Source organism: Agrobacterium salinitolerans, assembly GCF_027498475.1.
GTDB lineage: Bacteria > Pseudomonadota > Alphaproteobacteria > Rhizobiales > Rhizobiaceae > Agrobacterium > Agrobacterium salinitolerans.
The window spans coordinates 41,855-65,440 of the sequence record NZ_JAPZLN010000009.1 but is presented as its reverse complement, the minus strand read 5'-3'; the positions used below and the strand labels follow the sequence as shown (position 1 = coordinate 65,440).

Below are 23,586 nucleotides of genomic sequence, written 5' to 3'. Positions count from 1 at the left end.
CAAACGGGTTGGTCGTTGAAATAGTTCCGATTTTTTCAATCATACCGATGCAATTGTGGCCTGCCACAACGACCGAAGGTAAAAAATCAGGCATTGCTAATGAGGGACGGCACGGTATTATCCGTGCCGTAACAATGCCATAACTGCCGGAGTTTTGTATGCCTCTACCCGGCAACAGACTGAAAGACATGATTTCGGCTTTGCGTCGGCGCAGCGCGAATTTTTTCCCAACGGCTTCCATCGGCACCTATCTGGTGGTGATGGCTACCGTCATCACCCTGCCGCTCATTCTCTTTGGCGGCTATCTGATGCTGCGCCTGGAAGCGGAAAAACGCGACGACCTGCAACGGGAAACCATCGAGGACGTGCGGGTGGCCTCGCGCAATATCGACCGCCGCCTGCAGGAAATCGCCACGTCTCTCAATCTCCTGTCGCAATTCCCGGAACTTGAAAGCGGCAATCTCGCCGCGTTTCAGGGACGCGTCGCCGACAGCCTGAAGCGGGAGGGCCTCTACGCCATTCTCACGACCAAAGATGGCCAGCAGCGTCTCAATACACGCATGCCCTATGGCCAGCCGCTCGGCAAGGTGCCGGCGGAAGCCAACCTGGCCAAAGCGATCGACTCTGGCCGCATCACCGTCTCGAACATGTTTTTCGGCCAGACCAGCAAGGAATGGGTGTTCAACGTCACCTTGCCGCTCGGCCCGGATTTGGACGCCGCCGGAGACGCCCTGATCCTGACGCAGAATACCAGCGACCTGAGCCGGCTCATTCCCACGGAAACCCTGCCACGCAACTGGGCGGTCGCCATCATTGACGGCAACAACCGCGTTGTCGTCTCAAGCGCGCCCGATGAGGCGGAAATGGGCAAGCCGTTTGTCACCCCGGACGTCCTTTCGGAGATGCAGGCCTTCAGCGGCAATTTTTTTGACGGCAAGGGCAATCTCTATGCCTATGCCCAATTACCGGGCTGGCAATGGAAGACGGTGATGTGGGGTCCGCTCGCCGCAAGCCAGGCGGCGCTGATAGATACCTGGCGACAGATGATGATCGGCAGCCTAGTGCTGGTGCTTATCGCCATTGGCGGCGCCTATCTGGTCGGCCGGCAATTGCGCAGCTCCATTCGTGATCTGACCCTGATGGCCGAGCGCATCGGTGAGGGCGAGATCGTCGCACCCATCGATACCAAGATAAAGGAAGCCAACCAGGTCGCCATAGCACTCTCCAACGCGTCCTTCGACAGAAGCCAGTCAGAAGAGCGGCTGCAATTGCTGCTGCACGAACTTGTACACCGTTCCAAGAACATTCTGACGCTGGTTCAGGCGATGATACGGCAATTGGGACGCGAAAATAAAAGTATTCCGGAATTTCAAAAGGAGGTGGATCACCGCCTGCGCGGCCTTGGAATGTCGATCCGGGCCTTGGCGGAGGTTCAATGGCAAGGCCTGCCGATCCGCAAGCTGATCGAGACCCATCTCGAAGTTTTCGGCACCGTGGCGCATCGCGTCCTGCTGATCGGAGATGATTTCATGCTCTCCCCGGAAGCAGCACAGAATTTCGGCCTGGTGATCCATGAGCTGACGACGAATTCCATCAAATATGGCGCATTGTCGGTTCCAACAGGAAAAATCACCGTGCGCTGGCAGCCGTTTGAAAAAGACGGGCGCCAGATGATCCACCTCGTCTGGACCGAAACGGGTGGCCCTCCGGCGAGCGAACCGAGCCGCAAGGGTTTCGGCACCACGGTCATAAAAAGGCATGCGGAAGGCGCCTTCGGTGGGCAGGTGCTGACGGAATATCGTGAAGCCGGCTTCGAGTGGACGCTGGAGGCGCCGATGCGTTATTTCACGCCCAAAAGATCGGAACAGACAGGCCAGCACTGATGCCGGCAAGCGGGTTCAAAAGCAGCTCATTTGTCGATTGTTAAAAAATGCATTTTGCGGGAACCTATTCCCGGCAGGTGCATTCTTACTGCAGGCCAAGCAATTCCCCCGTCCCCGCCTGAAGCTTGGCTGAAAATAAACAGGTTTCACCCCTGAAAACCTGTCATAAAATAGCACGGCTCTTTTCATGAGCCGTGCTATTTGTTTTTGATTTCCAGGACATGAGCGTTAAACCCGGCGTCGCGCCCGATATCGCGATTTCAGGCGGCGTCCACGCTGTCGCCGGAAGGAAATTTCAGCCGGTAGACGATTCGCTTAGCCGTCAACTCGTATTCGGCGCTTCCACCCAGCGCGGAGGGAACCACCTTTTCGAGCACCACGCTGCCGAAGCTGCCACGCCGGGTTTCGACCGGCTCTTTCGACGGCATCATCGGCTCATTCCATTCAACCATATAAAACTCACCCTCCTGACGACATTGCAGGGATATGGGGGGGTGATAGGCAAGATTGCCGCTATGGCTGACGGTGTTGACGACCAGTTCATGGAAGGCGAGCCCGATATAAAGCGCGCCGTTCGGATTTAGCAGCAGGTTTTCGCCTTCCATATGGATGAGGTTCGGATATTCCGGCACATAAAGATCGAATTGCTGGCGCAGCAGCTCGAATATTCGCGCGCCCCGCCAGTCCGAATCCGTGATGAGATCCTGACTTTGCGCAAGAGCATGTAGCCGTCCTCGAAACTTTCTCAGAAAATCGTCCTTGGTCAGGCTGAAGCGGGCCGTCTGGCCTGCAAGGCTCTGGATGATCGCCAGGAGATTCTTGGAACGGTGGCTGACCTCGCGCAGCAACGAGCGCAGAAGCTGCTCGCGCCGCCTTTCCGCCGTCACCTCGCGAATGGTGGTTTTCATCACCACCTGGTTCGACTGGTTGAAGGTGGAGTGGACCTGAAACTGAAAGACACGATCATTGCCGGCGTTGACTTCCAGCATACCGCGGCTGCCCGCCGTCTTCATGTCCTTTTTAAGTTCGGCAAGCCGCGCGGAGAGATCTTTGCCGAACAGATTTTCATCGGTCGGATGGGAATCGGCCGGAAGTTTCCAGACATCCGGCAGATTGGCCACGAATATATAGTCGCGGTTCCAGTCCTGCAGCATGACTGTCTCACCCGAATCGAGCAAGGCGAGAACGAGCGAGTCGTGAAGTTCGCTTTCGTTCCTCTCCGCGTTGTGCCATGCCAGCCGATGCAAATTCATCTCCTTGCAGAACGCCGCAGGTTAGCCCCACGACTGTAACCGCCAACGCCCGGGCGCCAGACTGGTTCCCGGTCAGCCTGCGGCTTCGGCAAAATTCACGCCGCGGCGCGTGAGCTTTCGTTGAAAAACAGGGCCTGGCTGATAAGCGCCTTCACCATGTCCGGATTAAACGGCTTCGTCACGAGGAAGGTCGGCTCCGGCCGTTCGCCCGTCAGAAGACGCTCGGGGAAAGCCGTGATGAAGATAACCGGGAGGGTGGTCATCTCAAGAATGTCTTTCATCGCATCGAGACCGGAACTGCCGTCGGCAAGCTGAATATCGGCAAGGATCATCTTCGGTTGGGTGCGATGGAAGAGATCGAGCGCTTCCGTATGCGTGCGGGCGATGCCAGTGACACGGTGACCGAGATCGGTGACCATCTGCTCGATATCCATCGCGATCAGAGGTTCGTCCTCGATGATCATGATATCGGTCGCCACCTGCCGGGCGATCTCAGAGGCTGCCTCATCGATCAGCTTGCCGACCTGACCCTCGGAGACTTTCAGGACCTCTGCGGTTTCCGATGGCGTGAATTCTTCGACCGTCGTCAAGAGGAAAGCCTGACGGGCCAGCGCCGGCACGGCGGAGAGGTTGGCCGAGGCGCGTTTTTCCCATCCCGACAGGTTTTCGTCGGTCTTAATATTGATCGTGACGGAACTAAAGATCGATACGAACAATTGATAGAGCGAAACGCGATCGCTGCTTGTCTGCGGAAAAATGCTGATATCGGCGATCAGAGCTTCGAGTGTTGCCGCAACATAGGCATCGCCCGTCGATTGTGAGCCGCAAACGGCACGCGCGAACCTGCGCAGATATGGCAGGTGCGGTGCGATGCGTGTAGAAACTGACATGGAATTCTCCCCTTTCATGCGGTCTGCAACGCAAACCCACGATAGCAACGTGCGCATGTCAAAAATAGTTCCGGATCGCCGGAACTATTTTTTTCACCGCGCATTCTTTGCCACGACGCAGAAGGAATACCGGACGTTATGAGAATATTTCAATCGGACCAAGACCAGCCGGACAATCCGGCCGCCCCTCAGGTTCCACACTCGGGACGGGCGGTGATTTCCCGCAAGCTCAGGGAGCTTTATGATGCCGTTCAGGATGAAGGCATCCCTGACAAATTCCTCGACCTTCTCGAAAAACTCGATGAAGCCGAAAGCAGAGCCAAGACGAAGGCTTCGGAGGAATGATGGCGAAAGAGCCGGAACAGACAGAATACAATTTCAAGCGGGAAATGCTGGCGGCGCTGCCGAACCTGCGCGCCTTCGCGATTTCGCTCATCCGCTCGAGGGACCGTGCCGACGACCTCGTGCAGGACACGATCATGAAGGCCTGGGCCAAACAGGACAGCTACCAGCCTGGCACCAACATGCGGGCATGGCTGGTGACGATCCTGCGCAACGAGTTCTACAGCCAGATTCGCAAATCCGGCCGTGAGGTGCAGGATACGGACGGCGTCTATACCTCGCGCCTGTCGGTGCCGCCGGAACAGCATGGTTCGGTAGACCTTCAGGATTTCCGCGCAGCACTCGCAAAGCTGCCAGACGACCAGCGTGAAGCCATCCTGCTGATCGGGGCTTCGGGTTTTGCCTACGAGGAAGCCGCCGAGATTTGCGGTTGCCCTGTCGGCACAATCAAGAGCCGCGTGAGCCGTGCGAGACTGCGCCTGCAGGAATTGCTCGGCATTGAGAACGAAAACGAGTTCGGCCCGGATGCGCAGATGAGCGCGGTGACCGCCGCTGCCACGGCGCGCTGAGGAAATTGAACGACAGAAACGGGCAGGCAAACGTCTGCCCGTTTTTTCATGTCCGCTTTTCAGATGCCGGTTTCCTTGACCGATTGCATGACCACGAAGGTCGAAGTGTTGGCCACGGATGGCAGGCTCGAGATTTTTTCGCCGAGTACCCTTCGATACTTGCGAATATCGCTGGTGCGCACCTTCAGAAGATAATCGAAGGCGCCGGCGATCATGTGGCACTCCTCCACTTCCTTGATCTTGCGCACCGCCGCGTTGAACTCCTCCAGCGCCTTTTCACGCGTATCGGAGAGTTTTACCTCCGCGAAAGCGATGTGATCGACGCCGAGCTTCTGCGGATTGAGCATGGCGCGGAAGCCGAGAATATAGCCTTCATCCACCAGCCGCTTCAGCCGCGTCTGGCAGGGCGTCTTGGAAAGACCGACCCGTTTTGACAATTGCAGAACGGACATCCGCCCGTCCTCGCTGAGCGCCTCGAGGATCTTGAGATCGAAGTGGTCCAGACCGTCTGTTTTTTGACTATTTGCCACGCGATTTTACGCCTTATCTGAAAAATAAAAGTTCATATAGCCTGTTTTATCCCGAAAATAGGGCCATAGCAATTTTTGCGATGATGATATTGTCTGTGCCAGAGATGAAAAGCGGCGGGCGGAGGACACGCGGCCGCCGAAGGTCTGTCTTCAACAGCGTTTTCAGGGTTTTTCAGAATGGCCGATGGTGCAAGCAACGCCGGTGTAGTGGCGAACGGTATCTTCCAGAATTTTGCGCCGCCGGTGCGCGAGCAAAGCTTGTTGCGCAAGGCGATCACCGCCGCTTATCGTCGCCCGGAAGAAGAATGCCTGGCGCCGCTTATCGAGGCGGCAACGGTGACGGCTGAAGAGGCGAAAGCCATTCGCGACACCGCCCGCAAACTGATCGAGGCATTGCGCGCCAAGACCAAGGGCACCGGCGTCGAGGGGCTGGTGCAGGAATATTCGCTCTCCAGCCATGAGGGCGTGGCGCTGATGTGCCTTGCCGAAGCGCTGCTGCGCATTCCCGACACCGCCACCCGCGACGCGCTGATCCGCGACAAGATCGCCCGCGGCGACTGGAAGTCCCATATTGGCGGAGGGCGCTCGCTCTTCGTCAATGCCGCCACCTGGGGCCTCGTCATCACCGGCAAGCTGACTTCGACGGTAAACGATAGCGGCCTTTCGGCGGCACTGACCAAGCTCATCGCCCGCGCCGGCGAACCCGTCATCCGCCGTGGCGTCGACATGGCCATGCGCATGATGGGTGAGCAATTCGTCACCGGCGAAACCATCGGCGAAGCGATCAAGCGTTCGAAGCCGCTGGAGGAACAGGGCTTCCAATATTCCTACGATATGCTCGGCGAAGCCGCGACCACCGCTAAGGATGCGGAGCGTTATTACAAGGACTATGAAAACGCCATCCACGCCATCGGCAAGGCGTCGGCCGGCCGCGGCATCTATGGTGGTCCCGGCATTTCCATCAAGCTTTCGGCGCTGCATCCGCGTTATGCCCGCGCGCAGGCTGAGCGGGTGATGGCTGAGCTTCTTCCGCGCGTCAAATCGCTGATGCTGCTCAGCAAGACATACGATATCGGCCTCAATATCGATGCGGAAGAAGCCGACCGGCTGGAACTGTCGCTCGATCTTCTCGAAGAACTGGCGCTCGACAGGGATCTCGCTGGCTGGAACGGCCTCGGCTTTGTGGTGCAGGCCTATGGCCGCCGTTGCCCCTTCGTTCTCGATTACATCATCGACCTCGCCCGCCGTGCGGGCCGCCGCATCATGGTGCGCCTCGTCAAGGGCGCTTATTGGGACGCGGAAATCAAGCGCGCACAGGTGGAGGGGCTGGAGGATTTCCCGGTCTTCACCCGCAAGGTGCACACGGATGTCTCCTACATCGCCTGCGCCCGCAAGCTGCTCGCCGCGCGCGATCTGGTCTTTCCGCAGTTTGCGACCCACAATGCGCAATCCATGGCGACGATCTACCATCTTGCCGGTCCAGACTTCAAACTCGGCGACTACGAGTTCCAGTGCCTGCATGGCATGGGCGAACCGCTCTACAGCGAAGTCGTCGGCAAAAAGAAGCTCGACCGTCCCTGCCGTTTCTACGCCCCCGTCGGCACGCATGAGACGCTGCTGGCCTATCTCGTGCGCCGCCTGCTGGAAAACGGTGCGAACTCGTCCTTCGTCAACCGCATTGCCGACCCCGCCGTGCCGGTGGATTCCCTGCTGGAAGACCCAGTCACGGTGGTTAAAACCTACCCCGTTCCCGGCGCGCGTCACGACCGCATCGCCGCCCCTGAAGGTCTGTTCGGCCCTGAACGCAAAAATTCCGCCGGCCTCGATCTTTCCAACGAAACGACGCTCGCCGCACTGGACGGAACCCTCAAGGCAGGTACAGCAACGGAATGGAAAGCCGCCGCGCCGCAGGCAGGCGGTAACGCGCGCCCGGTTCTCAATCCCGGCGACCACAATGATATCGTCGGCCATGTGACCGAACCGACTGAAGCCGATGCCGAAGCGGCCATGCAGCGGGCGGCGGCCTCGAACTGGCCTTCCACCCCGGTGGATGAACGCGCTGCCTGCCTGGAGCGCGCCGCCGACGCGATGCAGGCCGAGATGCCCGCCCTGCTCGGCCTCATCATGCGCGAAGCGGGAAAATCCATGCCGAACGCCATTGCGGAGGTGCGCGAGGCAATCGACTTCCTGCGTTATTATGCGGCGGAAGCCCGCAGGAACTTCAAGGCCGGCGAAACGCCGCTCGGCCCGGTCGTCTGTATCAGCCCGTGGAACTTTCCGCTTGCGATCTTCATCGGTCAGGTAGCGGCGGCGCTGGTCGCCGGCAATCCGGTTCTGGCAAAGCCCGCCGAAGAAACGCCGCTGATCGCGGCTCAGGGCATACGCCTGCTGCATGAGGCAGGCGTTCCGGAAGACGCCGTGCAGCTTCTGCCGGGCGACGGTAAAACAGGTGCAGCACTCGTCGGTTCACCATCGACGGCAGGTGTAATGTTTACAGGTTCAACGGAAGTGGCGCGGCTCATTCAGGGCCAGCTTGCCGGTCGGGTTCTGGCCAATGGCCAGCCGGTGCCGCTGATTGCAGAGACCGGCGGACAGAATGCCATGATCGTCGATTCCTCTGCGCTTGCCGAGCAGGTCGTCGCCGATGTCATCGCGTCCGCCTTCGACAGCGCCGGCCAGCGCTGCTCGGCATTGCGCATCCTCTGCCTGCAGGAAGATGTGGCGGACCGCACGCTGACCATGCTGAAAGGCGCACTGCATGAATTGCGGATCGGCCGCACCGACAAGCTTTCCGTCGATGTCGGCCCCGTCATTACCGCCGAGGCGAAGGGCATCATCGAAAAGCATATCGAGGGCATGCGCGGGCTCGGCCATCGCATCGAACAGATTTCGCTTGCGGGTGAGACCGGCAGGGGCACCTTCGTGCCGCCGACGATCATCGAGATGAAATCGCTTGCCGATCTGAAACGCGAAGTCTTTGGCCCGGTGCTGCACGTCATCCGCTTCAAGCGCGACAATCTCGACCGGCTGATCGACGAGATCAACGCCACCGGTTACGGCCTCACCTTCGGCCTGCACACCCGTCTCGACGATACGATCCAGCACGTTCTGTCCCGCGTCGCGGCCGGTAATCTTTATGTGAACCGCAACATCATCGGCGCGGTTGTCGGCGTGCAGCCCTTTGGCGGACGCGGCCTCTCCGGCACCGGCCCCAAGGCGGGCGGCCCGCTTTATCTCGGCCGCATGACGCAAAAGGCGCCGAAGATCGACCGCATCGCCAGCCAGCAGGATCAGGCAGCCGTCGATCTCGCCCGCTGGCTGGATGAAAACGGCGAAACCGTCGCGGCCGAAGCCGCACGGCAGGCGGCAGCGCTTTCCGGCCTCGGCTTTGAAACCGAGCTGGCGGGGCCTGTCGGCGAGCGCAATGTCTATGCGCTGCATCCGCGTGGAAAGGTTCTGCTGGTTCCGGCAACCGAACAGGGGCTTTACCGCCAGCTTGCGGCAGCGCTTGCGACCGGAAACGCGGTTGTCATCGACAATGCTTCTGGACTGGAGAAGTCGATCTATGGCTTGCCGGCAACTGTAACCTCGCGCATCGTCTGGGCGGATGATTGGGAAAAATCCGGTCCCTTCGCCGGCGCGCTGGTTGAGGGAGACGCGGATCGTATCGTGACGGTCAATAAAAAGATCGCCGCCCTGCCCGGCCCGCTCACTCTCGTTCAGGCCGCGGCGACGGAAGCGCTTTGCGGGGAAAGCCAGCCCTATAATCTCGACTGGCTGGTCGAAGAAGTCTCCGTCAGCGTCAACACCACGGCCGCCGGCGGCAACGCCAGCCTGATGAGCATTGGCTGACGATATTGTCCGGCGGGTCTCGACCCTGCCGGTTCATGCCTTGTCCGTTGGTGCCGCCACGGCGAATAGAAATGCCGGCGTGGATGAAGCCGCGCCGGCATGGTGGATCAATTTCTCTCTGGAAGAGGCGATTATTCGATATCGAACGAAACACCCTGTGCCAGCGGCAGCGCCTTGGAGTAGTTGATGGTGTTGGTGGCGCGGCGCATATAGGCCTTCCAGGCGTCGGAGCCGGATTCACGGCCGCCGCCGGTTTCCTTCTCGCCACCGAAGGCGCCGCCGATTTCCGCACCCGAAGTGCCGATATTGACGTTGGCAATGCCGCAATCGGAGCCTTCCGACGACAGGAACCGTTCCGATTCCTGCATGTCGCGGGTGAAGATCGATGACGAAAGACCGGCGGCAACGGCGTTGTGGTCGTCGATCGCCTGATCGAGATCGCTGTATTTCATGACATAGAGGATCGGCGCGAAAGTCTCTTCCAGCACAGGCCCCGCCTGCTTCGGCATTTCGACAAGCGCCGGCTGGACGTAATAGGCATCAGGCGCACCCGTATCCACGCGGCCGCCGCCATTCACCACGCCATCATGCGCTTTCGCCGCTTCGAGGGCCTTCTGCATGCCGTCAAAAGCCGCCTTGTCGACCAGCGGACCGACGAGTGCGGAGGTTTCCAGCGGGTTGCCGACGGAAACGGACGCATAGGCCTTTTTCAGGCGCGGCACGAGCTGGTCATAGACACTGTCATGCACGAAGAGACGGCGAAGTGTGGTGCAGCGCTGACCGGCCGTGCCCATGGCGCCGAAGGCGATGGCGCGTAGCGCCATGTCGAGATCGGCGGAAGGGCAGACGATACCGGCATTGTTGCCGCCGAGTTCCAGAATGGCGCGGGCGAAGCGTTTCGCCAGACGCGGGCCGACATCACGGCCCATGCGGGTGGAACCGGTGGCCGAGACGAGCGGCACCTTGGGATTATCCACCAATGCCTCGCCAACGGCGCGGTCGCCGATCAGAAGCTGCGAGAGACCTTCCGGCGCATCGCCGAAGCGGGCGGCGGCGCGCTCAAAAATGCCCTGAACGGCAAGTGCCGTCAGCGGGGTCTTCTCCGAAGGCTTCCAGACCACCGAATTGCCGCAGACGATGGCGAGCGCCGCATTCCACGACCATACCGCGACCGGGAAATTGAAGGCGGAGATGACGCCGACAACGCCAAGCGGATGCCAGGTTTCCATCATGCGGTGGCCTGGACGTTCGGTGGCGATCGTGAGACCATAAAGCTGGCGGGAAAGACCGACGGCGAAATCGCAGATGTCGATCATTTCCTGCACTTCGCCGAGACCTTCGGACGGAATTTTGCCTGCTTCCAGCGACACGAGACGGCCGAGATCGCTCTTGAAGGCGCGCAGTTCCTCACCGAGCAGCCGGATCAACTCACCACGACGGGGAGCCGGCACATTGCGCCATGCCTTGAAGGCGGCGTCGGCCCGGTCGATCACGGCTGCGACACCTTCGACCGAAACGGTCTTCAGGCTCGCGACCTGCTCACCCGTCACCGGGCTGAAGGACGCCATATCGCCGCTGGTATAAAGTTCGCGGGCAACGCCCATCCTGTCGAGCAGGGCCGCCGCTTCCTGTTTCACATCGAGCTTCGTGGTCGCATCCATATCCGTCGTCCTTTTGGCTAAAAAAGGGAGGAAAGGCCGTTTTGATGCGGCGCTTTCAACTCCCGTCACTTTTCTTTCCCCGAATTTGTCATCCGTTCTCTGGAACTGGCGTTTTGCACCGTTCCATTCTTTCCCGTAATCATATATGGCTACAATAACGCTTTCTAATGAGGAAAGCGGGTAAGTTGATGCGAGAATGGAATGGATCCACGCAGAAGACTGGTCCCTGACATCGTTACCCTGCAAGCGTTCGAATGCGCGGCGCGGCACGGCAATTTTACGCGTGCGGCGGAAGAACTCAACCTCACGCAGAGCGCGGTGAGCCGGCAGATCGGTGAACTCGAAGCGCAGACGGGAATGCAGCTTTTCGAGCGCATCCGCAGGCGGGTCGTGCTCTCGGAGGCGGGCCGCAAATTCCTGCCGGACGTGCGACGCCTGTTGCAGCAGTCCGAACAGCTGATGGTGCGCGCGGTTTCAGCCGGAACATCGCACGCATCGCTTTCCGTCGCGACATTGCCGACATTCGGCAGCCGCTGGCTGATGCCGCGCCTCCGCCGCTTCATCGACAACAATCCTGATGTGGCAATCACTATCGGCTCGCGCTCCCACCCCTTCGATTTCGATGAGGAAGGTTTCGATCTCGCCATTCATTACGGCCAGCCGGTCTGGGCGCATGGCACCTGCACATTTTTATGCAACGAGGTGATCGTGCCGGTTGCGAGCCCCACCCTCCTGCGCCGCGCCAGCGTGAGCGTGCCGCAGGACCTGACCGGACAACCGCTCCTGCATGTGACGACGCGGCCGAAACTATGGACGGAATGGCTGGAGATGAACGGTGTGACGGCGGCTAACGCTTATCAGGGCAGCCGTTTCGACCAGTTTTCGATGATCATCGAGGCAGCCGCGAGCGGCATCGGCTTTGCCCTTCTGCCAAAATATCTCATCGAGGCGGAGATCGCCTCCGGCCGCCTCGAAATCGTCTTCGACATTCCCCTGCGGACCGACAAGAGTTATTACATCGCCCTGCCGGAAGGACGGCAGGACAATGCGCTGGCCCGCGCCTTTCAGGCCTGGCTGCTCGATCTGGTCGGCAAGCCGGTGTAATCCATCATCTGCTCAGAGAAAAGGGCGAAGGGAAACACCGTCAAGTTCCGGAAGATCGGGACCGACAGGCACGATACGGGTCGGATTGAGCGCCTTGATGGAATAATAACCACGCTTGATGTGATCGATATTGACCGTGTCGCGCACGCCCGGAACGTTCAGCACGCGCATCATATAGGCGTGTAGCGCGGAATAATCGGCGATGCGGCGAAGATTGCATTTAAACAGGCCGTAATAGGCGGCGTCGAAACGCACCAGCGTCACAAAAAGCCGGACATCCGTTTCGGTCAGAAGATCGCCGAAAAGGAAAGGCCCGCCTGAGACAAGACGGTTTTCAAGCTCCTGAAGCGTTGCGAAGACGTCGGCGAAGGCCTCTTCATAGGCCACCTGCGTGGTGGCGAAACCTGTTCTGTAAACGCCGTTGTTGAGGCGCGGATAGATGTGGTCATTGAGAGCATCGATTTCATCGCGCAAACCTTCCGGATACAGGTCCACGCCATCATCGGCCAGAGCGCCGAAACCGGAATTCAACATGCGCAGAATATCGGCGGATTCGTTGTTGACGATGGTTTTTGTTTTTTTGTCCCAAAGCACGGGCACGGTGGCGCGACCGGTATAATGCGGATCCGCGCTGGTGTAGGCCTCGTGCATATAGGTAAAGCCGTTGAGCGTATCGCGGTCCGAACCCGGATAGTCCCCGAATTTCCAGCCCTCATCGGAAAGCGCCGGCTCGACCACGGAAACGGAAATCACCTCTTCCAGCTTCTTCAGCTTTCGGCCGATCAGCGTGCGCGATGCCCAGGGGCAGATCAGCGCGACATAAAGATGATAGCGGCCACTTTCGGCCGCAAAACCACCCTCGCCCGTCGGCCCCGCCGAACCGTCAGGTGTCACCCAGTTGCGGAAGCCGGAGGTCTGGCGAACGAAGCCGCCCTTCTTGTCGGTCGCCTGCACCGGATGCCAGTCGGCGGTCCATTTTCCATCCACGAGCATTTGCGGCTCCCCGTTCATCTAAAGATGAAAGCCTTATGGGCCGGGTCGCCGCCGCTTCACAAGCCGCGCTTCGGTTGACGCACTGTTTCCGATCAAGGGTGAGTTCAAAGACGATTGCGGAAAAACGGGTTCCAGCGCACGGTGCCGAGCCTTACCTTCTCACGGATCATCGTCAGCAGTCCCGATGCGGCGATGACGGCGAGCCCAAGCACAGCAGTGGCGTCAGGATATTCGTGGAAGAAAGCAATGCCGATCGCCACGGCCCAGAGGATTTGCGAATAATGCGAGGGCGCGATCTGGCTTGCCGGCGCGATGCGGGTTGCGACCAGAAGGGTGATCTGGCCCGTTGCCGTGCAAAGCCCGATGAAAGCGAAGGCGAGCAACTGGTGAAGATTGGGCATGACGAAATCGGGGATCGACGCGATGCCATTAAAGGTCAAACCATAGATCAACAGCACGCCCATGATCGAGGTGCGCTTTTCCCTGCCCGCCAGCGAGCGCAAAAGAACGATGGTCATGGCCGCAAGGAATGCCACGCCGATCGCGGCAATATGCCCGAGCTCCAGTGTCTTGAAACCAGGCCGCACGACGAGAATGACACCGACGATGCCGGCCAGAACCGCCGCCCAGCGCCACGGGCCGATATTCTCCTTCAGCACGGCGGCGGAAAGGACGGTCACGAAGAGCGGCGACAGGAAGATCAGCGCATACGCTTCCGCCAGCGGAATGGTGGTGAAGGCATAGATTCCGAAAATACCGGCGAAGAGGCCGGAGATGGCGCGCCCATGCACGGCGAAGGGCCGGCTCATGCGCCAGAATTCACGCCACCTTTCTTCGCGCGGCTTGCTGAAGAAGATGAAGATGCCGGAGAAAAGAATGCTGAAAAAGCCGATTTCGAAAACGCTGATCTGCGATCCCAGCGACTTGATTGTGGCATCGCCCATGGAAAAGGTCGCATAAGCGAACAGACCGAGCAGAAAACCCTTTTGCATTTGACTTCCCCAACATCGACCGCAATGCAAAGCATCCCCCGGCCGCGTGACGCGACCTGGACTCCCCAACCAAGGGACAGACGGTCTGGCAGATTTGATCCTCGACCCTATGGCTAGACCCGGCTACCTATGAGTGCAAGCCGCAAAACAGGCAAAAATGGGCGATCTCACAGCATCGATGCAATCGGCTGCAAGGTGCGGCAAATTTGTCCCGCCACGGCCATCACATCACCGTCATGGAAAGAGGTTAGCCGGTGTTGATCGCAGCGCTTGGCGACGGACATGAAGGCGGCTAAACATCATCATGCGATTTTTCACCCGCCGATTTCCCCGGCCGGTGCAGCCGCGTTAACATGGCCTCGCTAACCGAAAGGAAAAAGAATGCGGATTGTGATGATCGGTTCGGGTTATGTCGGCCTCGTGTCCGGCGCGTGTTTTGCCGATTTCGGCCATGACGTGGTCTGCGTCGACAAGATGCCGGAGAAGATCGAAGCCCTGAAAAGCGGCCATATCCCCATCTTCGAGCCGGGTCTCGAAACAATCGTCGCCAACAACGCCAAAGCCGGTCGGTTGAGCTTCACGACCGATCTTTCCGCAGCGGTGGCCAATGCGGACGTCGTCTTCATCGCGGTAGGCACACCCTCGCGACGCGGCGACGGCCATGCCGATCTCGGTTATGTCTATGCGGCGGCGAAAGAGATCGCCCATGCGCTTGACGGCTTCACCGTCATCGTCACCAAATCCACCGTTCCCGTCGGCACCGGCGACGAGGTGGAACGCATCATCCACGAGGAGAACCCCTCGGCCGATTTCGCCGTGGTCTCCAACCCGGAATTCCTGCGCGAAGGGGCCGCCATCGAGGATTTCAAGCGGCCGGACCGCATCGTCGTCGGCCTTTCGGATGAGCGCGCCCGCCCCGTCATGACCGAGGTTTACCGCCCGCTTTACCTCAACCAGTCACCGCTGCTCTTCACTACAAGACGCGCTTCCGAACTCATCAAATATGCCGCCAACGCCTTTCTGGCGATGAAGATCACCTTTATCAACGAAATGGCTGATCTCTGCGAAAAGGTCGGCGCCAATGTGCAGGACGTCTCGCGCGGCATCGGTCTCGATGGCCGCATAGGCCCGAAATTCCTACATGCCGGCCCCGGTTATGGCGGCTCCTGTTTCCCGAAGGACACGCTGGCGCTCGCCAAGACCGCGCAGGATTATGATGCGCCGGTGCGGCTGATCGAAACCACCATCGCCATCAACGACAACCGCAAGCGCGCCATGGGCCGCAAGGTCATCAACGCCGTGGGCGGCGATGTGCGCGGCAAGAAGATCGCCGTGCTTGGCCTCACCTTCAAGCCGAATACCGACGACATGCGCGACAGCCCGGCAATCGCCATCATCCAGACTTTGCAGGATGGTGGCGCAAAAGTGGTGGGCTACGATCCGGAAGGCATGGCGAATGCCCGGCACCTGATGGAAGACATCGACTATGCGGCCGGCCCTTACGAAGCCGCGGAAAACGCCGACGCCGTCGTGATCGTGACGGAATGGAACCAGTTCCGCGCGCTCGACCTGCCGCGCCTCAAAGCCATCATGAAAAGCCCTGTGCTCGTGGACCTGCGCAATATTTACCGAACGGATGAAGTTGCCGGCCATGGCTTCATCTATGCCGCCGTCGGCCGCCCGCATGAAGGCAGCCCGGGCAACGGCACCTGAAGGCTGCGCTTTCGCAATTTCATCAAAAGATTTTCCGCGCTTCGGTCTAACCGCAAACGCACCAACGGATTCGGGACTTAGTCATCATGCGTTATCTGGTTACCGGCACGGCAGGATTCATCGGCTTTTACGTTGCGAAACGGCTGCTGGACGCCGGCCATTTTGTCACCGGCTTCGATGGCATGACGAAATATTACGATGTCAGCCTCAAGGAAAAACGCCACGCCATCCTTGCCCGCTCCAACGGCTTCCGGGCCGAGATCGGCATGTTGGAAGATACCGATGCGCTGAAGCGGGCGGCAGAAGCAGCAGAACCGGAAATCCTCATCCACCTCGCCGCACAGGCCGGGGTTCGTTACAGCCTTGAAAATCCGCGCGCCTATATCGATTCCAATCTCATCGGCTCGTTCAACATGCTGGAGCTCGCCAGAAGCCTGGAGGTCAAGCACCTGATGCTGGCGTCTACCTCTTCCATCTACGGCGCCAATGAAAAAATCCCGTTTGCGGAAAGCGACAAGGCCGACGAGCCGATGACGCTTTACGCCGCCACCAAAAAATCCATGGAGTTGATGGCGCACAGCTATGCGCATCTGCACAAGCTGCCCACCACCGCCTTCCGCTTTTTCACGGTCTACGGCCCGTGGGGACGACCGGACATGGCACCGATCAAATTCGTCGATGCCGTTTCCAACGGCCGGCCTATCGATATTTACGGGCAAGGCAATATGAGCCGCGACTTCACCTATATCGACGATCTGGTGGAGGGCATCGTCCGGTTGAGCCAGATCATCCCTTCCGAGGAAAACCGCGTCACGCAGGAGGGCGTGACCGACACGCTCTCGCACCATGCGCCCTTCCGCGTCGTCAATATTGGCGGCGGCCAGCCGGTGGAGCTGATGCATTTCGTTGAGACGGTCGAAAAGGCCGTTGGCAAGCCGGCGATCCGCAATATGCTGCCGATGCAGCAGGGCGATGTTCCCCGCACCTTCGCCTCGCCCGATCTCCTGAGGGCATTGACCGGTTATGTGCCGCAGACCCCGGTCGAGGAGGGCATCAAGGCCCTCGTCGCCTGGTATCGCGACATGAACGGCAAACTGAAAGAATAATAATAATCAGAGTGTCGCCAGCAGCCTGTTCGACAGGGCACCACCGGATGCCGCCTGCATCGACACCTTGGTTTCCACCGCCTCGATGATTGTATCGCTGAAGTCCACATTGGTGAGTTCAAGGATATTCGACAGCCCGCCCGGCGAAAACACGTTCACCTCCAATATCTTGTCGCCGACGATATCGAGGCCGACAAGGAACATGCCATCCTCCACGAGCTTCGGCCGCATCATTTCAGCCAGTTCAACGATCTCATCCGTCACCTTCACCGCTTCGGCCGTGCCGTTGGCGTGGATGTTGGAGCGCAGGTCTCCCTTGGCCGGCACCCGGCGAAGCGCGGCATATTGGCCATCGCGCATCAACGGCCTGCCATTCATCATGAAGAACCGAACATCACCCTCTTTCGCGGCCGGCAGATAGGCCTGCGCGATCAGATAACCCTCAAGGCTCACCGCCTCGAAAATCTGATTGAGATTGGTCTCCTTGCTCGACCCGATCTTGAAAACATTCTTGCCGCCGGAGCCCTGCAGCGGCTTGACGATGACGCCCTTCGGGTGCGCATCGGCAAAGGCGCGGATTTCCTCGACGTTGCGGGAAATCAGCGTCGTCGGGCGAACGATTTCAGGAAAGCTCTGGAAATAGAGCTTGTTCTGCGCAAGCGCCAGACCTTCGGGGTCGTTCAGCACCACCACACCGCGCTGCTCGGCAAGCCTGCCGAACAGAATACCGGCATGAACGGCCCATGGCCGGGTAGTCTGGTCGAGCGACGGATCGTTGCGCAGCATCAGCGCGTCGATTTCCTCCACGTCCATGGTCATGCGCTCAAGCGCCTTGTCCTGGAGTGCCGCATGGAAAGCCTCGGGCTTTTTGTATTTGCCCTTGCGGACAACAGTGGCATGAACCGCCAGCGTGTCATCGGAGCGCAGGGTAAAATCCCCCGGTGTCAGATAGACCACATCATGGCCGCGATTGAGCGCGGCCATGGCCAGCAGGCCCGTGGCGAAGGTCGGCCCCTCGGTTTCGATGGAATTGACGAAAAATGCGATACGCATGAAGCCCCTCCTATAAAGTCGCCAGTTCGGCGATGGATAATCCCGCCCGGATTTTCTCCAGGCGCTCATTGGCCTTGGCGGGCAATAAAAATGCAGGCCTGACCCCAGGCGGGCGTAACAGGCCGCGCAAGGCCAGCTCCTGCATGACAGGAAAATGCTGAGCGGCGATCTTACCCATCCAGAACGGATCGAGCGCCCCGCCCTTTCTTAGATGGTCCATCACCTCGGCCAGCCCGCGCAGATAAATCGCATCCTTGGAGAGACCGCCGCCGCGATAGATGCGCAGCACCATGTTGAAGGCGCCGGCCTCATCGAACCCGTGATCGCGGGTCATGATGCGGAAGGTCTCCACGAAGCTTGCACCATCCAGCATGGCGGCGCATCCGACAACGCGGCCAGCGATCAGCCGCAGGCGCTCACGCGTCATGCCGCCAGCCAGATATTCCGCCAGCACTGCCAGCCCCTCCTGCACGCCTTCGTAACCGGAAAGGCCGGTGCGGAAGAGCCGCAACCCCTGAAACGAGCCATTGAAATAGGTGAGAAGATGCACCCCGATCTCATGCGACAGCAGCGCCTCGACACGGCGCTGTTCCATGACGGTATGGCGGGAGATCAAAAGCTTCTCGCCCGTCACCATCATGCCCGGCGGCAGGTCGTCGCGGATTTCGACGCGCGCCTTGAACTCCGGTTCTTCCGCCAGATAGGTCTCGACCATCTCGCGCGACTTCTTCGCGACAGCATAACAATCGACCATGGCGATTTCGCCACTTTCCTGCCCGCGCGGGCAATCCTTGAGCACATGAAGCGCCAGCGTCAGAAGCGCGGGTTCGACGGCGCCGTAGAGCGCGCGGGAGAAATCGGTGAAGGTACGATGATGCAGGCTGGCCAGCATCGTCAGCTGCAGATCGATCTCCCGCTGTTTCTCCCGATAAAGATGATAGAGCACCGGGTCTTCGAGGTGATCGAAGGCGACGGAATAAAGCTTGCGCTTCTGCTCTTCCACATCCACGCCCAGCGGTCGGTAAAGCAGGCGCGGCGCGTATTGGAAGCCGCCGTCGCGAAACTCCTCGAAAGCCCGTCGCGCATTGATGGGCGTGACGGAGAGTAGAAAATCGAACGACGAGACGATGTCGTCGATAGATCGGTCGGCGCGTTTCACCGCATCCACAAAGGCCTTGCGACCCAGCGCCCTGTGACTGGCGACGTTTAACGCATCCATATCGGAGGAAAAAGACGAAAAGGCCTGCAAACCCGCATCGAAAAGATCGGCGATCATCGTCTCCCGCAAACCGGGATAATCGGCACCGGATTCCGGCTGGCGATAGATCGGCGCAAAACGCACGCTGATGCAGGGAAAATCCAGCCCGGCATTCTGAAACCGGAGGATCGGATCGGCTTCCGGTTCCGGCCGGGTGATGCGCGGCGTACGAAAGCGTACCTCGGCATCGCAGACTGCCTTTATGAAGACCCGACGCGCTTTCTGGGTTTCCGGTTCTGACGTGGCGGAGACCGAAACCTCAAAATGCGGCAGGAAAGGTGAATCGTCGGCCAGCAGGATGTCATGCTCCAGTTCGCCGATATCGAGCACGATGAAGGCGCCGAAACGCTGCCGCATGACCCTGCCAATAGCCTCGATCAGCGGCGCCGCCTCCTGAATGGTCGGCACGATCAGATAGGAGGCATGGGCGGCGGCGATTTCGCGGGCGGCGAGATTTTTCGTGCCGCCGGTCAGATGCAGGCACAGGAACGGCAGCGGCCGGTCGATATGCAGACGACCGTCTTTGCCGACATCGCGGCGGATGGCCTTGCCGGCCTCGAGGCAGGACACGACGTCATCAACCAGATCGGCGATGGGAGAGGGCGCGCTGGGGGCGGATGAAGGGTTCATCGCCGCGATCTCAGACATTCTTCGATTACTGGCTGGAGTGCCGCGATCGCTTGGCGAATATCCGCCACCACACGCTCATCCGGCTTTCCCGTCCACTCGTCCATGAAAAATTTCTTGAACTCGATTGCGATGGCGCAGCCATTTTCTGCGAACCTTTCGTGGATGAAACGGGTCTGCTCTCCCTTGCCCTGAAACGCCACGTTCTCGCGAACATCGAGGTGGCGTTCGCCGATGGTCGCTGACGCGAAATGGCGCCCGACCGCGCTCACGATATCGCCCCAGCGGCTGCGATCCATGGAAAAGGTGCCTATATTGATATCGGGCGCTTCCGCCTGCGCCGTCGGTGGCGCGGCCGCACCCTGCCGGCGATGATTATAGCTGTGTATATCGAGCACCACGAAAGCCCCATGCCGCCTTTCGATTGCGGAGAGCATAGTCTCCAGCATCGTGTAATAGTCGGCGTGAAAGTCGAGCGACTGCCGGACGGCGTCCTGCGCCGGCTCTTCTTTCCAGACCTCAAGCCCCCAGGATTGTTCCGGCTTCAGATAGATCGCCTGATCGGCCGCTCGGTTGAGATCGATTTCGAAACGTGAATGGTGAACGACGATACGGTTCGTCAGCCCGGCGATCATCTCACCGGTGAAAGGATCTTCCTCCCTCAGCCTCTGTTCCGGGGAAAGGGCCATGAGCCGCGACACGTCAGGTCTAATGCGATGGCCGTCATGGATGGCCGTGCCGATAACGGGCGAGCCGCCGAAATCGATCGACCAGAAGCCTTTGTTTTCGTGGTTATTCCGGTATTCGCCGTCGCTCTGTCTGGCTGCCATGCCGCCTCCCCTGCATCGGGGATAAAACAGCGGGACATGCCCGTTTGTTCCGGTGAAAAATTGCGCGCGATACATTCCGCTCGGCAATGACGCCGCCGGAAAACTACGGAACCTTACCGGAAAGATCACGTTGTTCAAACTGGAGGGGCCGCCGTGTCAAACGGACGCGATGGCGGTGAAGAACATCGGGATTTTTCCGTTTTCTCCCGATGGCCAACGAAACGGCAGCCGAGCTTCTTACCCATCCGGCGCCCCTCCGTTCCCGCTTTCGACGCACAAGGAGCCGCGACATGGAAAAGACCGAAACACGCAAACTTGCGGAAGAATATCTGCGTCTCGGCGGCACGCGTCAGGTGATGATCGACGATAACAAGACCTTCGTGCGCCAATGGGAGCACGAACCGGCGGAGGCCGAACGGTTCTGGCAAACGCATATCGAAAATCTCGATGCGGAGCGCCGCAAGGACGTGGAGTTTTTCCTGCCATCTATCAATTCCGACAAGGACGACTAAACCGACAAGGAGAAAGACATGACTGCTATCAACGCCGCAAAAATCCTCATTCTCGCAACGGACGGCTATGAGCGTTCCGAATTGCGCGTGCCCTATGACCAGCTGAAGGCCAAAGGTGCAGACGTGAAGATCGCCTCCATCGAGGAGGGCGAGATCAAGAGCTGGGACAAGAAGAACTGGGGCGACAGCATCGCCGTCGATCTCTTGGCGAAAGCCGTCAAAGCGGAAGATTTTGACGCGCTGGTTCTTCCCGGCGGCCAGATCAACCCAGATATTCTGCGTCACGACGAGGATGCGATGCGGGTGGTCCGCGATTTCGTCAAATCCGGCAAGGTGGTCGCCGCCATCTGCCATGCACCGTGGCTGCTTGTCGAAGCCGACGCCCTGCGTGGCCGCGACGCCACCTCCTATTGGTCGATCAAGACCGACCTCAAGAATGCCGGCGCCAACTGGAAGGATGAAAAGGTGGTAACGGACAAGGGGATCGTTACCTCCCGCAGCCCTGACGATCTCGACGCCTTTGTCGCCAAGATCGTGGAAGAGGTCGAGGAAGGCCGCCACGAACGCCGCGCCGCTTAAGACACGCACCTTTATTCCCGTGCCGCCGGTTTTCCGGCGGCACTTCTATTTGGGAGGAAGACATGAAAAGCAGATTGCTGGCAAGCGGCGCGGAGCGTACCTTCATCCTCGTCATTGATCCCGAAGAAGAAGCATTCGAGGCTATCAGGCGCTTTGCCAAGGCCGAGAACATCAACGCCGCCTCGGTGAGCGCGATCGGGGCTTTCGCCACGGCGACCCTCGCCTTTTTCGACCTTTCGACGCGGGACTACAATGAAATACCGGTCACCGACCAGAGCGAGGTTCTGAGCCTGCTCGGCGATATCACCCTTGACGAGAACGACACACCCAATCCGCACCTGCATGTGGTTCTGGGCTTTGCCGACGGCTCCACGAAGGGCGGCCATTTTCTCAAAGGAGTGGTGCGGCCAACGCTGGAAGTCGTCATCCGCGAAACACCTGCGGAGTTGCGGCGCAGTTATCGCCGGGAATTCGGCATCGCTCTCATCGATCCCGCGAAATAAACCCACGGAACCGGAAAAACACCATTGCGTTATCGCTCTGGACAGGGGGTAGCATGGTGGCGGCGATCAATCAAAGAGATGCGGATGATGACGAGGTCGGGCAATTTCTGATCGGTCTCGCACGCGGCACGGCGGGTGCATTGCTGTTTGCCCTGCCCATGCTGATGACCATGGAAATGTGGTTTCTCGGCCTTTACATCAATTCATGGCGGCTTTTTCTGCTTTGCATCCTCAACCTGCCGCTGCTGCTGCTTCTCGCCCGCCGCATCGGTTTCGAGAATGTTTACTCCTGGAGCCAGGCGCTGCGCGACGCGATAACGGCCTATGGGCTGGGCATCGCCGTCAGCGCCGCCGTACTCCTGCTGTTCGGCATTCTGAACGACCAGATCACCGCCTCCAACTTCATCGCCAAGATTGCGTTGCAATCCGTTCCAGCCAGCATCGGCGCGCTGCTTGGGCGCAGCCAGCTCGGTCAGCATTCTGATACGAAGGATGAAGAGGAGGGCGAATATTCGGGCGAGACGGGTTATCTGCACGAACTGTTCATGATGATGGTCGGCGCGCTTTTCCTCGGCCTCAATGTCGCCCCGACGGAAGAAATGATCCTGATCGCCTATAAGGTGACGCCCTATCACATTCTGGCGCTTTGCCTGCTGTCGATCGCCATCATGCATGGCTTTGTCTACGCGCTTCACTTCAAGGGCTCGCACCAGCTGCACGAAGGGCAGAAGTGGTGGCAATCCTTCATCCGCTTCACCCTGCCCGGCTATGTCGTCGCCATCGCCATCAGCATCTATACGCTTTGGACCTTCGAGCGCCTCGACCACACCTCGCTATCGCAGATCATGAATGCCGCCGTCATTCTCGGCGTGCCCGCCTCGATCGGCGCGGCGTCGGCCCGGCTGATCCTGTGAGGACAAGATGACGATATCCAAAAACGGAAAACAGATGGAAAGCGCCGATCCGCATTGGATCGAATGGGTGACGGGAACCATCTGCACGCTTCTGGTCGCCGCCATGCTAGGCTCGATCGGTTATGACATTTATCGCTACAGGCCGGAGGATGCCCGCTTCGACATCGCCGTTACCGGCGTAGAGGGGCAAGCCGGGCAATACCGGGTGAAATTCGACATCCGCAACCTTTCCATGACGACGGCGGCGCAGGTGCAGGTGCGCGGCGACCTGCAGCAAAACGACGCAACGCTGGAGAGCGCCGATGTGACATTCGATTACGTCGCCTCGGAGTCTCGCGACACCGGCACGCTTTTCTTCCGCAACGATCCCCGCAGCGCAACGCTCACCATCAATGTCGCCGGCTATACCGAGCCGTGACACC

General features: G+C 59.5%; 21 protein-coding genes. 12 read left to right on the top strand and 9 right to left on the bottom strand.

Features of this window, described 5'->3' with window-relative positions; translation table 11 throughout:
* The first annotated feature begins 158 nt into the window (after nucleotides 1-158).
* Nucleotides 159-1,883: a sensor histidine kinase gene (locus O9X91_RS22760; protein WP_077984947.1), complete on the top strand. Its 1,725-nt coding sequence runs from the start codon at nucleotides 159-161 to the stop codon at nucleotides 1,881-1,883.
* A 260-nt stretch (nucleotides 1,884-2,143) separates the two neighbouring features.
* Here O9X91_RS22760 and O9X91_RS22755 read toward each other — a convergent pair whose 3' ends face one another.
* Nucleotides 2,144-3,136 (bottom strand): sensor histidine kinase, encoded by a 993-nt coding sequence (locus tag O9X91_RS22755; RefSeq protein WP_142913459.1) that lies wholly within the window; start codon nucleotides 3,134-3,136, stop codon nucleotides 2,144-2,146.
* Between the two features lie 95 nt (nucleotides 3,137-3,231).
* The gene (locus O9X91_RS22750) at nucleotides 3,232-4,026 is read right to left on the bottom strand and encodes a response regulator (RefSeq protein WP_269833264.1); all 795 of its coding nucleotides are present in this window, start codon (nucleotides 4,024-4,026) and stop codon (nucleotides 3,232-3,234) included.
* Between the two features lie 138 nt (nucleotides 4,027-4,164).
* Here O9X91_RS22750 and O9X91_RS22745 point away from each other — a divergent pair, with 138 nt between their 5' ends.
* Nucleotides 4,165-4,371 carry a NepR family anti-sigma factor gene (locus O9X91_RS22745; RefSeq protein ID WP_077984949.1) on the top strand — a complete coding sequence of 69 codons (207 nt, stop codon included), beginning with the start codon at nucleotides 4,165-4,167 and terminating at the stop codon, nucleotides 4,369-4,371.
* Complete coding sequence (locus O9X91_RS22740; protein ID WP_003508744.1) at nucleotides 4,371-4,937, top strand: RNA polymerase sigma factor; 567 nt, start codon at nucleotides 4,371-4,373, stop codon at nucleotides 4,935-4,937. The genes O9X91_RS22745 and O9X91_RS22740 overlap by 1 nt, the downstream gene beginning before the upstream one ends.
* A 59-nt stretch (nucleotides 4,938-4,996) precedes the next feature.
* Here O9X91_RS22740 and O9X91_RS22735 read toward each other — a convergent pair whose 3' ends face one another.
* Nucleotides 4,997-5,467: an Lrp/AsnC family transcriptional regulator gene (locus O9X91_RS22735; protein WP_077984950.1), complete on the bottom strand. Its 471-nt coding sequence runs from the start codon at nucleotides 5,465-5,467 to the stop codon at nucleotides 4,997-4,999.
* A gap of 177 nt (nucleotides 5,468-5,644) precedes the next feature.
* Here O9X91_RS22735 and putA point away from each other — a divergent pair, with 177 nt between their 5' ends.
* Nucleotides 5,645-9,319: a trifunctional transcriptional regulator/proline dehydrogenase/L-glutamate gamma-semialdehyde dehydrogenase gene (gene putA, locus O9X91_RS22730; RefSeq protein ID WP_269833265.1), complete on the top strand. Its 3,675-nt coding sequence runs from the start codon at nucleotides 5,645-5,647 to the stop codon at nucleotides 9,317-9,319.
* Nucleotides 9,320-9,450: 131 nt separating this feature from the next.
* On the opposite strand, the gene amaB is transcribed toward putA, so the two are convergent.
* On the bottom strand, nucleotides 9,451-10,980 hold the full coding sequence (gene amaB, locus O9X91_RS22725) for an L-piperidine-6-carboxylate dehydrogenase (RefSeq protein WP_077984952.1): 1,530 nt from the start codon (nucleotides 10,978-10,980) through the stop codon (nucleotides 9,451-9,453).
* A gap of 201 nt (nucleotides 10,981-11,181) precedes the next feature.
* Here amaB and O9X91_RS22720 point away from each other — a divergent pair, with 201 nt between their 5' ends.
* A complete protein-coding gene (locus O9X91_RS22720; protein ID WP_142913457.1) occupies nucleotides 11,182-12,084 on the top strand; it encodes a LysR family transcriptional regulator in 903 nt (300 codons plus the stop codon).
* A gap of 12 nt (nucleotides 12,085-12,096) precedes the next feature.
* On the opposite strand, the gene O9X91_RS22715 is transcribed toward O9X91_RS22720, so the two are convergent.
* Both O9X91_RS22715 and O9X91_RS22710 read right to left on the bottom strand, forming a co-directional pair.
* Nucleotides 12,097-13,077, bottom strand: a complete 981-nt coding sequence (locus O9X91_RS22715) for a glutathione S-transferase family protein (RefSeq protein WP_142913456.1) — start codon at nucleotides 13,075-13,077, stop codon at nucleotides 12,097-12,099.
* 104 nt (nucleotides 13,078-13,181) lie between these two features.
* The gene (locus O9X91_RS22710) at nucleotides 13,182-14,069 is read right to left on the bottom strand and encodes a DMT family transporter (RefSeq protein ID WP_142913455.1); all 888 of its coding nucleotides are present in this window, start codon (nucleotides 14,067-14,069) and stop codon (nucleotides 13,182-13,184) included.
* A 381-nt stretch (nucleotides 14,070-14,450) separates the two neighbouring features.
* On the opposite strand from O9X91_RS22710, the gene O9X91_RS22705 reads away from it, so the two are divergent.
* Both O9X91_RS22705 and O9X91_RS22700 read left to right on the top strand, forming a co-directional pair.
* Nucleotides 14,451-15,782 (top strand): UDP-glucose dehydrogenase family protein, encoded by a 1,332-nt coding sequence (locus O9X91_RS22705; RefSeq protein ID WP_137412451.1) that lies wholly within the window; start codon nucleotides 14,451-14,453, stop codon nucleotides 15,780-15,782.
* Nucleotides 15,783-15,868: 86 nt separating this feature from the next.
* Nucleotides 15,869-16,888, top strand: coding sequence for an NAD-dependent epimerase (locus O9X91_RS22700; RefSeq protein WP_142913454.1), 1,020 nt, complete (start codon nucleotides 15,869-15,871; stop codon nucleotides 16,886-16,888).
* 6 nt (nucleotides 16,889-16,894) lie between these two features.
* On the opposite strand, the gene O9X91_RS22695 is transcribed toward O9X91_RS22700, so the two are convergent.
* The 3 genes from O9X91_RS22695 to O9X91_RS22685 are packed head-to-tail and all read right to left on the bottom strand — an operon-like array spanning nucleotide 16,895 to nucleotide 20,656.
* Nucleotides 16,895-17,941, bottom strand: a complete 1,047-nt coding sequence (locus O9X91_RS22695; RefSeq protein WP_077984958.1) for a glutathione synthase — start codon at nucleotides 17,939-17,941, stop codon at nucleotides 16,895-16,897.
* A gap of 10 nt (nucleotides 17,942-17,951) precedes the next feature.
* On the bottom strand, nucleotides 17,952-19,829 hold the full coding sequence (locus O9X91_RS22690; RefSeq protein WP_142913453.1) for a flavohemoglobin expression-modulating QEGLA motif protein: 1,878 nt from the start codon (nucleotides 19,827-19,829) through the stop codon (nucleotides 17,952-17,954).
* Nucleotides 19,826-20,656 carry an N-formylglutamate amidohydrolase gene (locus O9X91_RS22685; protein WP_142913452.1) on the bottom strand — a complete coding sequence of 277 codons (831 nt, stop codon included), beginning with the start codon at nucleotides 20,654-20,656 and terminating at the stop codon, nucleotides 19,826-19,828. The genes O9X91_RS22690 and O9X91_RS22685 overlap by 4 nt, the downstream gene beginning before the upstream one ends.
* A gap of 290 nt (nucleotides 20,657-20,946) precedes the next feature.
* Here O9X91_RS22685 and O9X91_RS22680 point away from each other — a divergent pair, with 290 nt between their 5' ends.
* The 5 genes from O9X91_RS22680 to O9X91_RS22660 all read left to right on the top strand — a co-directional run bounded on the left by O9X91_RS22680 (nucleotide 20,947) and on the right by O9X91_RS22660 (nucleotide 23,582).
* The gene (locus tag O9X91_RS22680; protein ID WP_077984959.1) at nucleotides 20,947-21,168 is read left to right on the top strand and encodes a hypothetical protein; all 222 of its coding nucleotides are present in this window, start codon (nucleotides 20,947-20,949) and stop codon (nucleotides 21,166-21,168) included.
* An 18-nt stretch (nucleotides 21,169-21,186) separates the two neighbouring features.
* Entirely contained in the window at nucleotides 21,187-21,747 is a 561-nt protein-coding gene (locus tag O9X91_RS22675) for a type 1 glutamine amidotransferase domain-containing protein (protein ID WP_137412456.1), read from the top strand.
* Nucleotides 21,748-21,809: 62 nt separating this feature from the next.
* Complete coding sequence (locus O9X91_RS22670; RefSeq protein ID WP_077984961.1) at nucleotides 21,810-22,250, top strand: PPC domain-containing DNA-binding protein; 441 nt, start codon at nucleotides 21,810-21,812, stop codon at nucleotides 22,248-22,250.
* Nucleotides 22,251-22,303: 53 nt separating this feature from the next.
* Entirely contained in the window at nucleotides 22,304-23,164 is an 861-nt protein-coding gene (locus O9X91_RS22665; RefSeq protein WP_142913451.1) for a TIGR02587 family membrane protein, read from the top strand.
* Nucleotides 23,165-23,171: 7 nt separating this feature from the next.
* Nucleotides 23,172-23,582 (top strand): TIGR02588 family protein, encoded by a 411-nt coding sequence (locus O9X91_RS22660; protein WP_142913450.1) that lies wholly within the window; start codon nucleotides 23,172-23,174, stop codon nucleotides 23,580-23,582.
* Nucleotides 23,583-23,586: the final 4 nt, after the last annotated feature.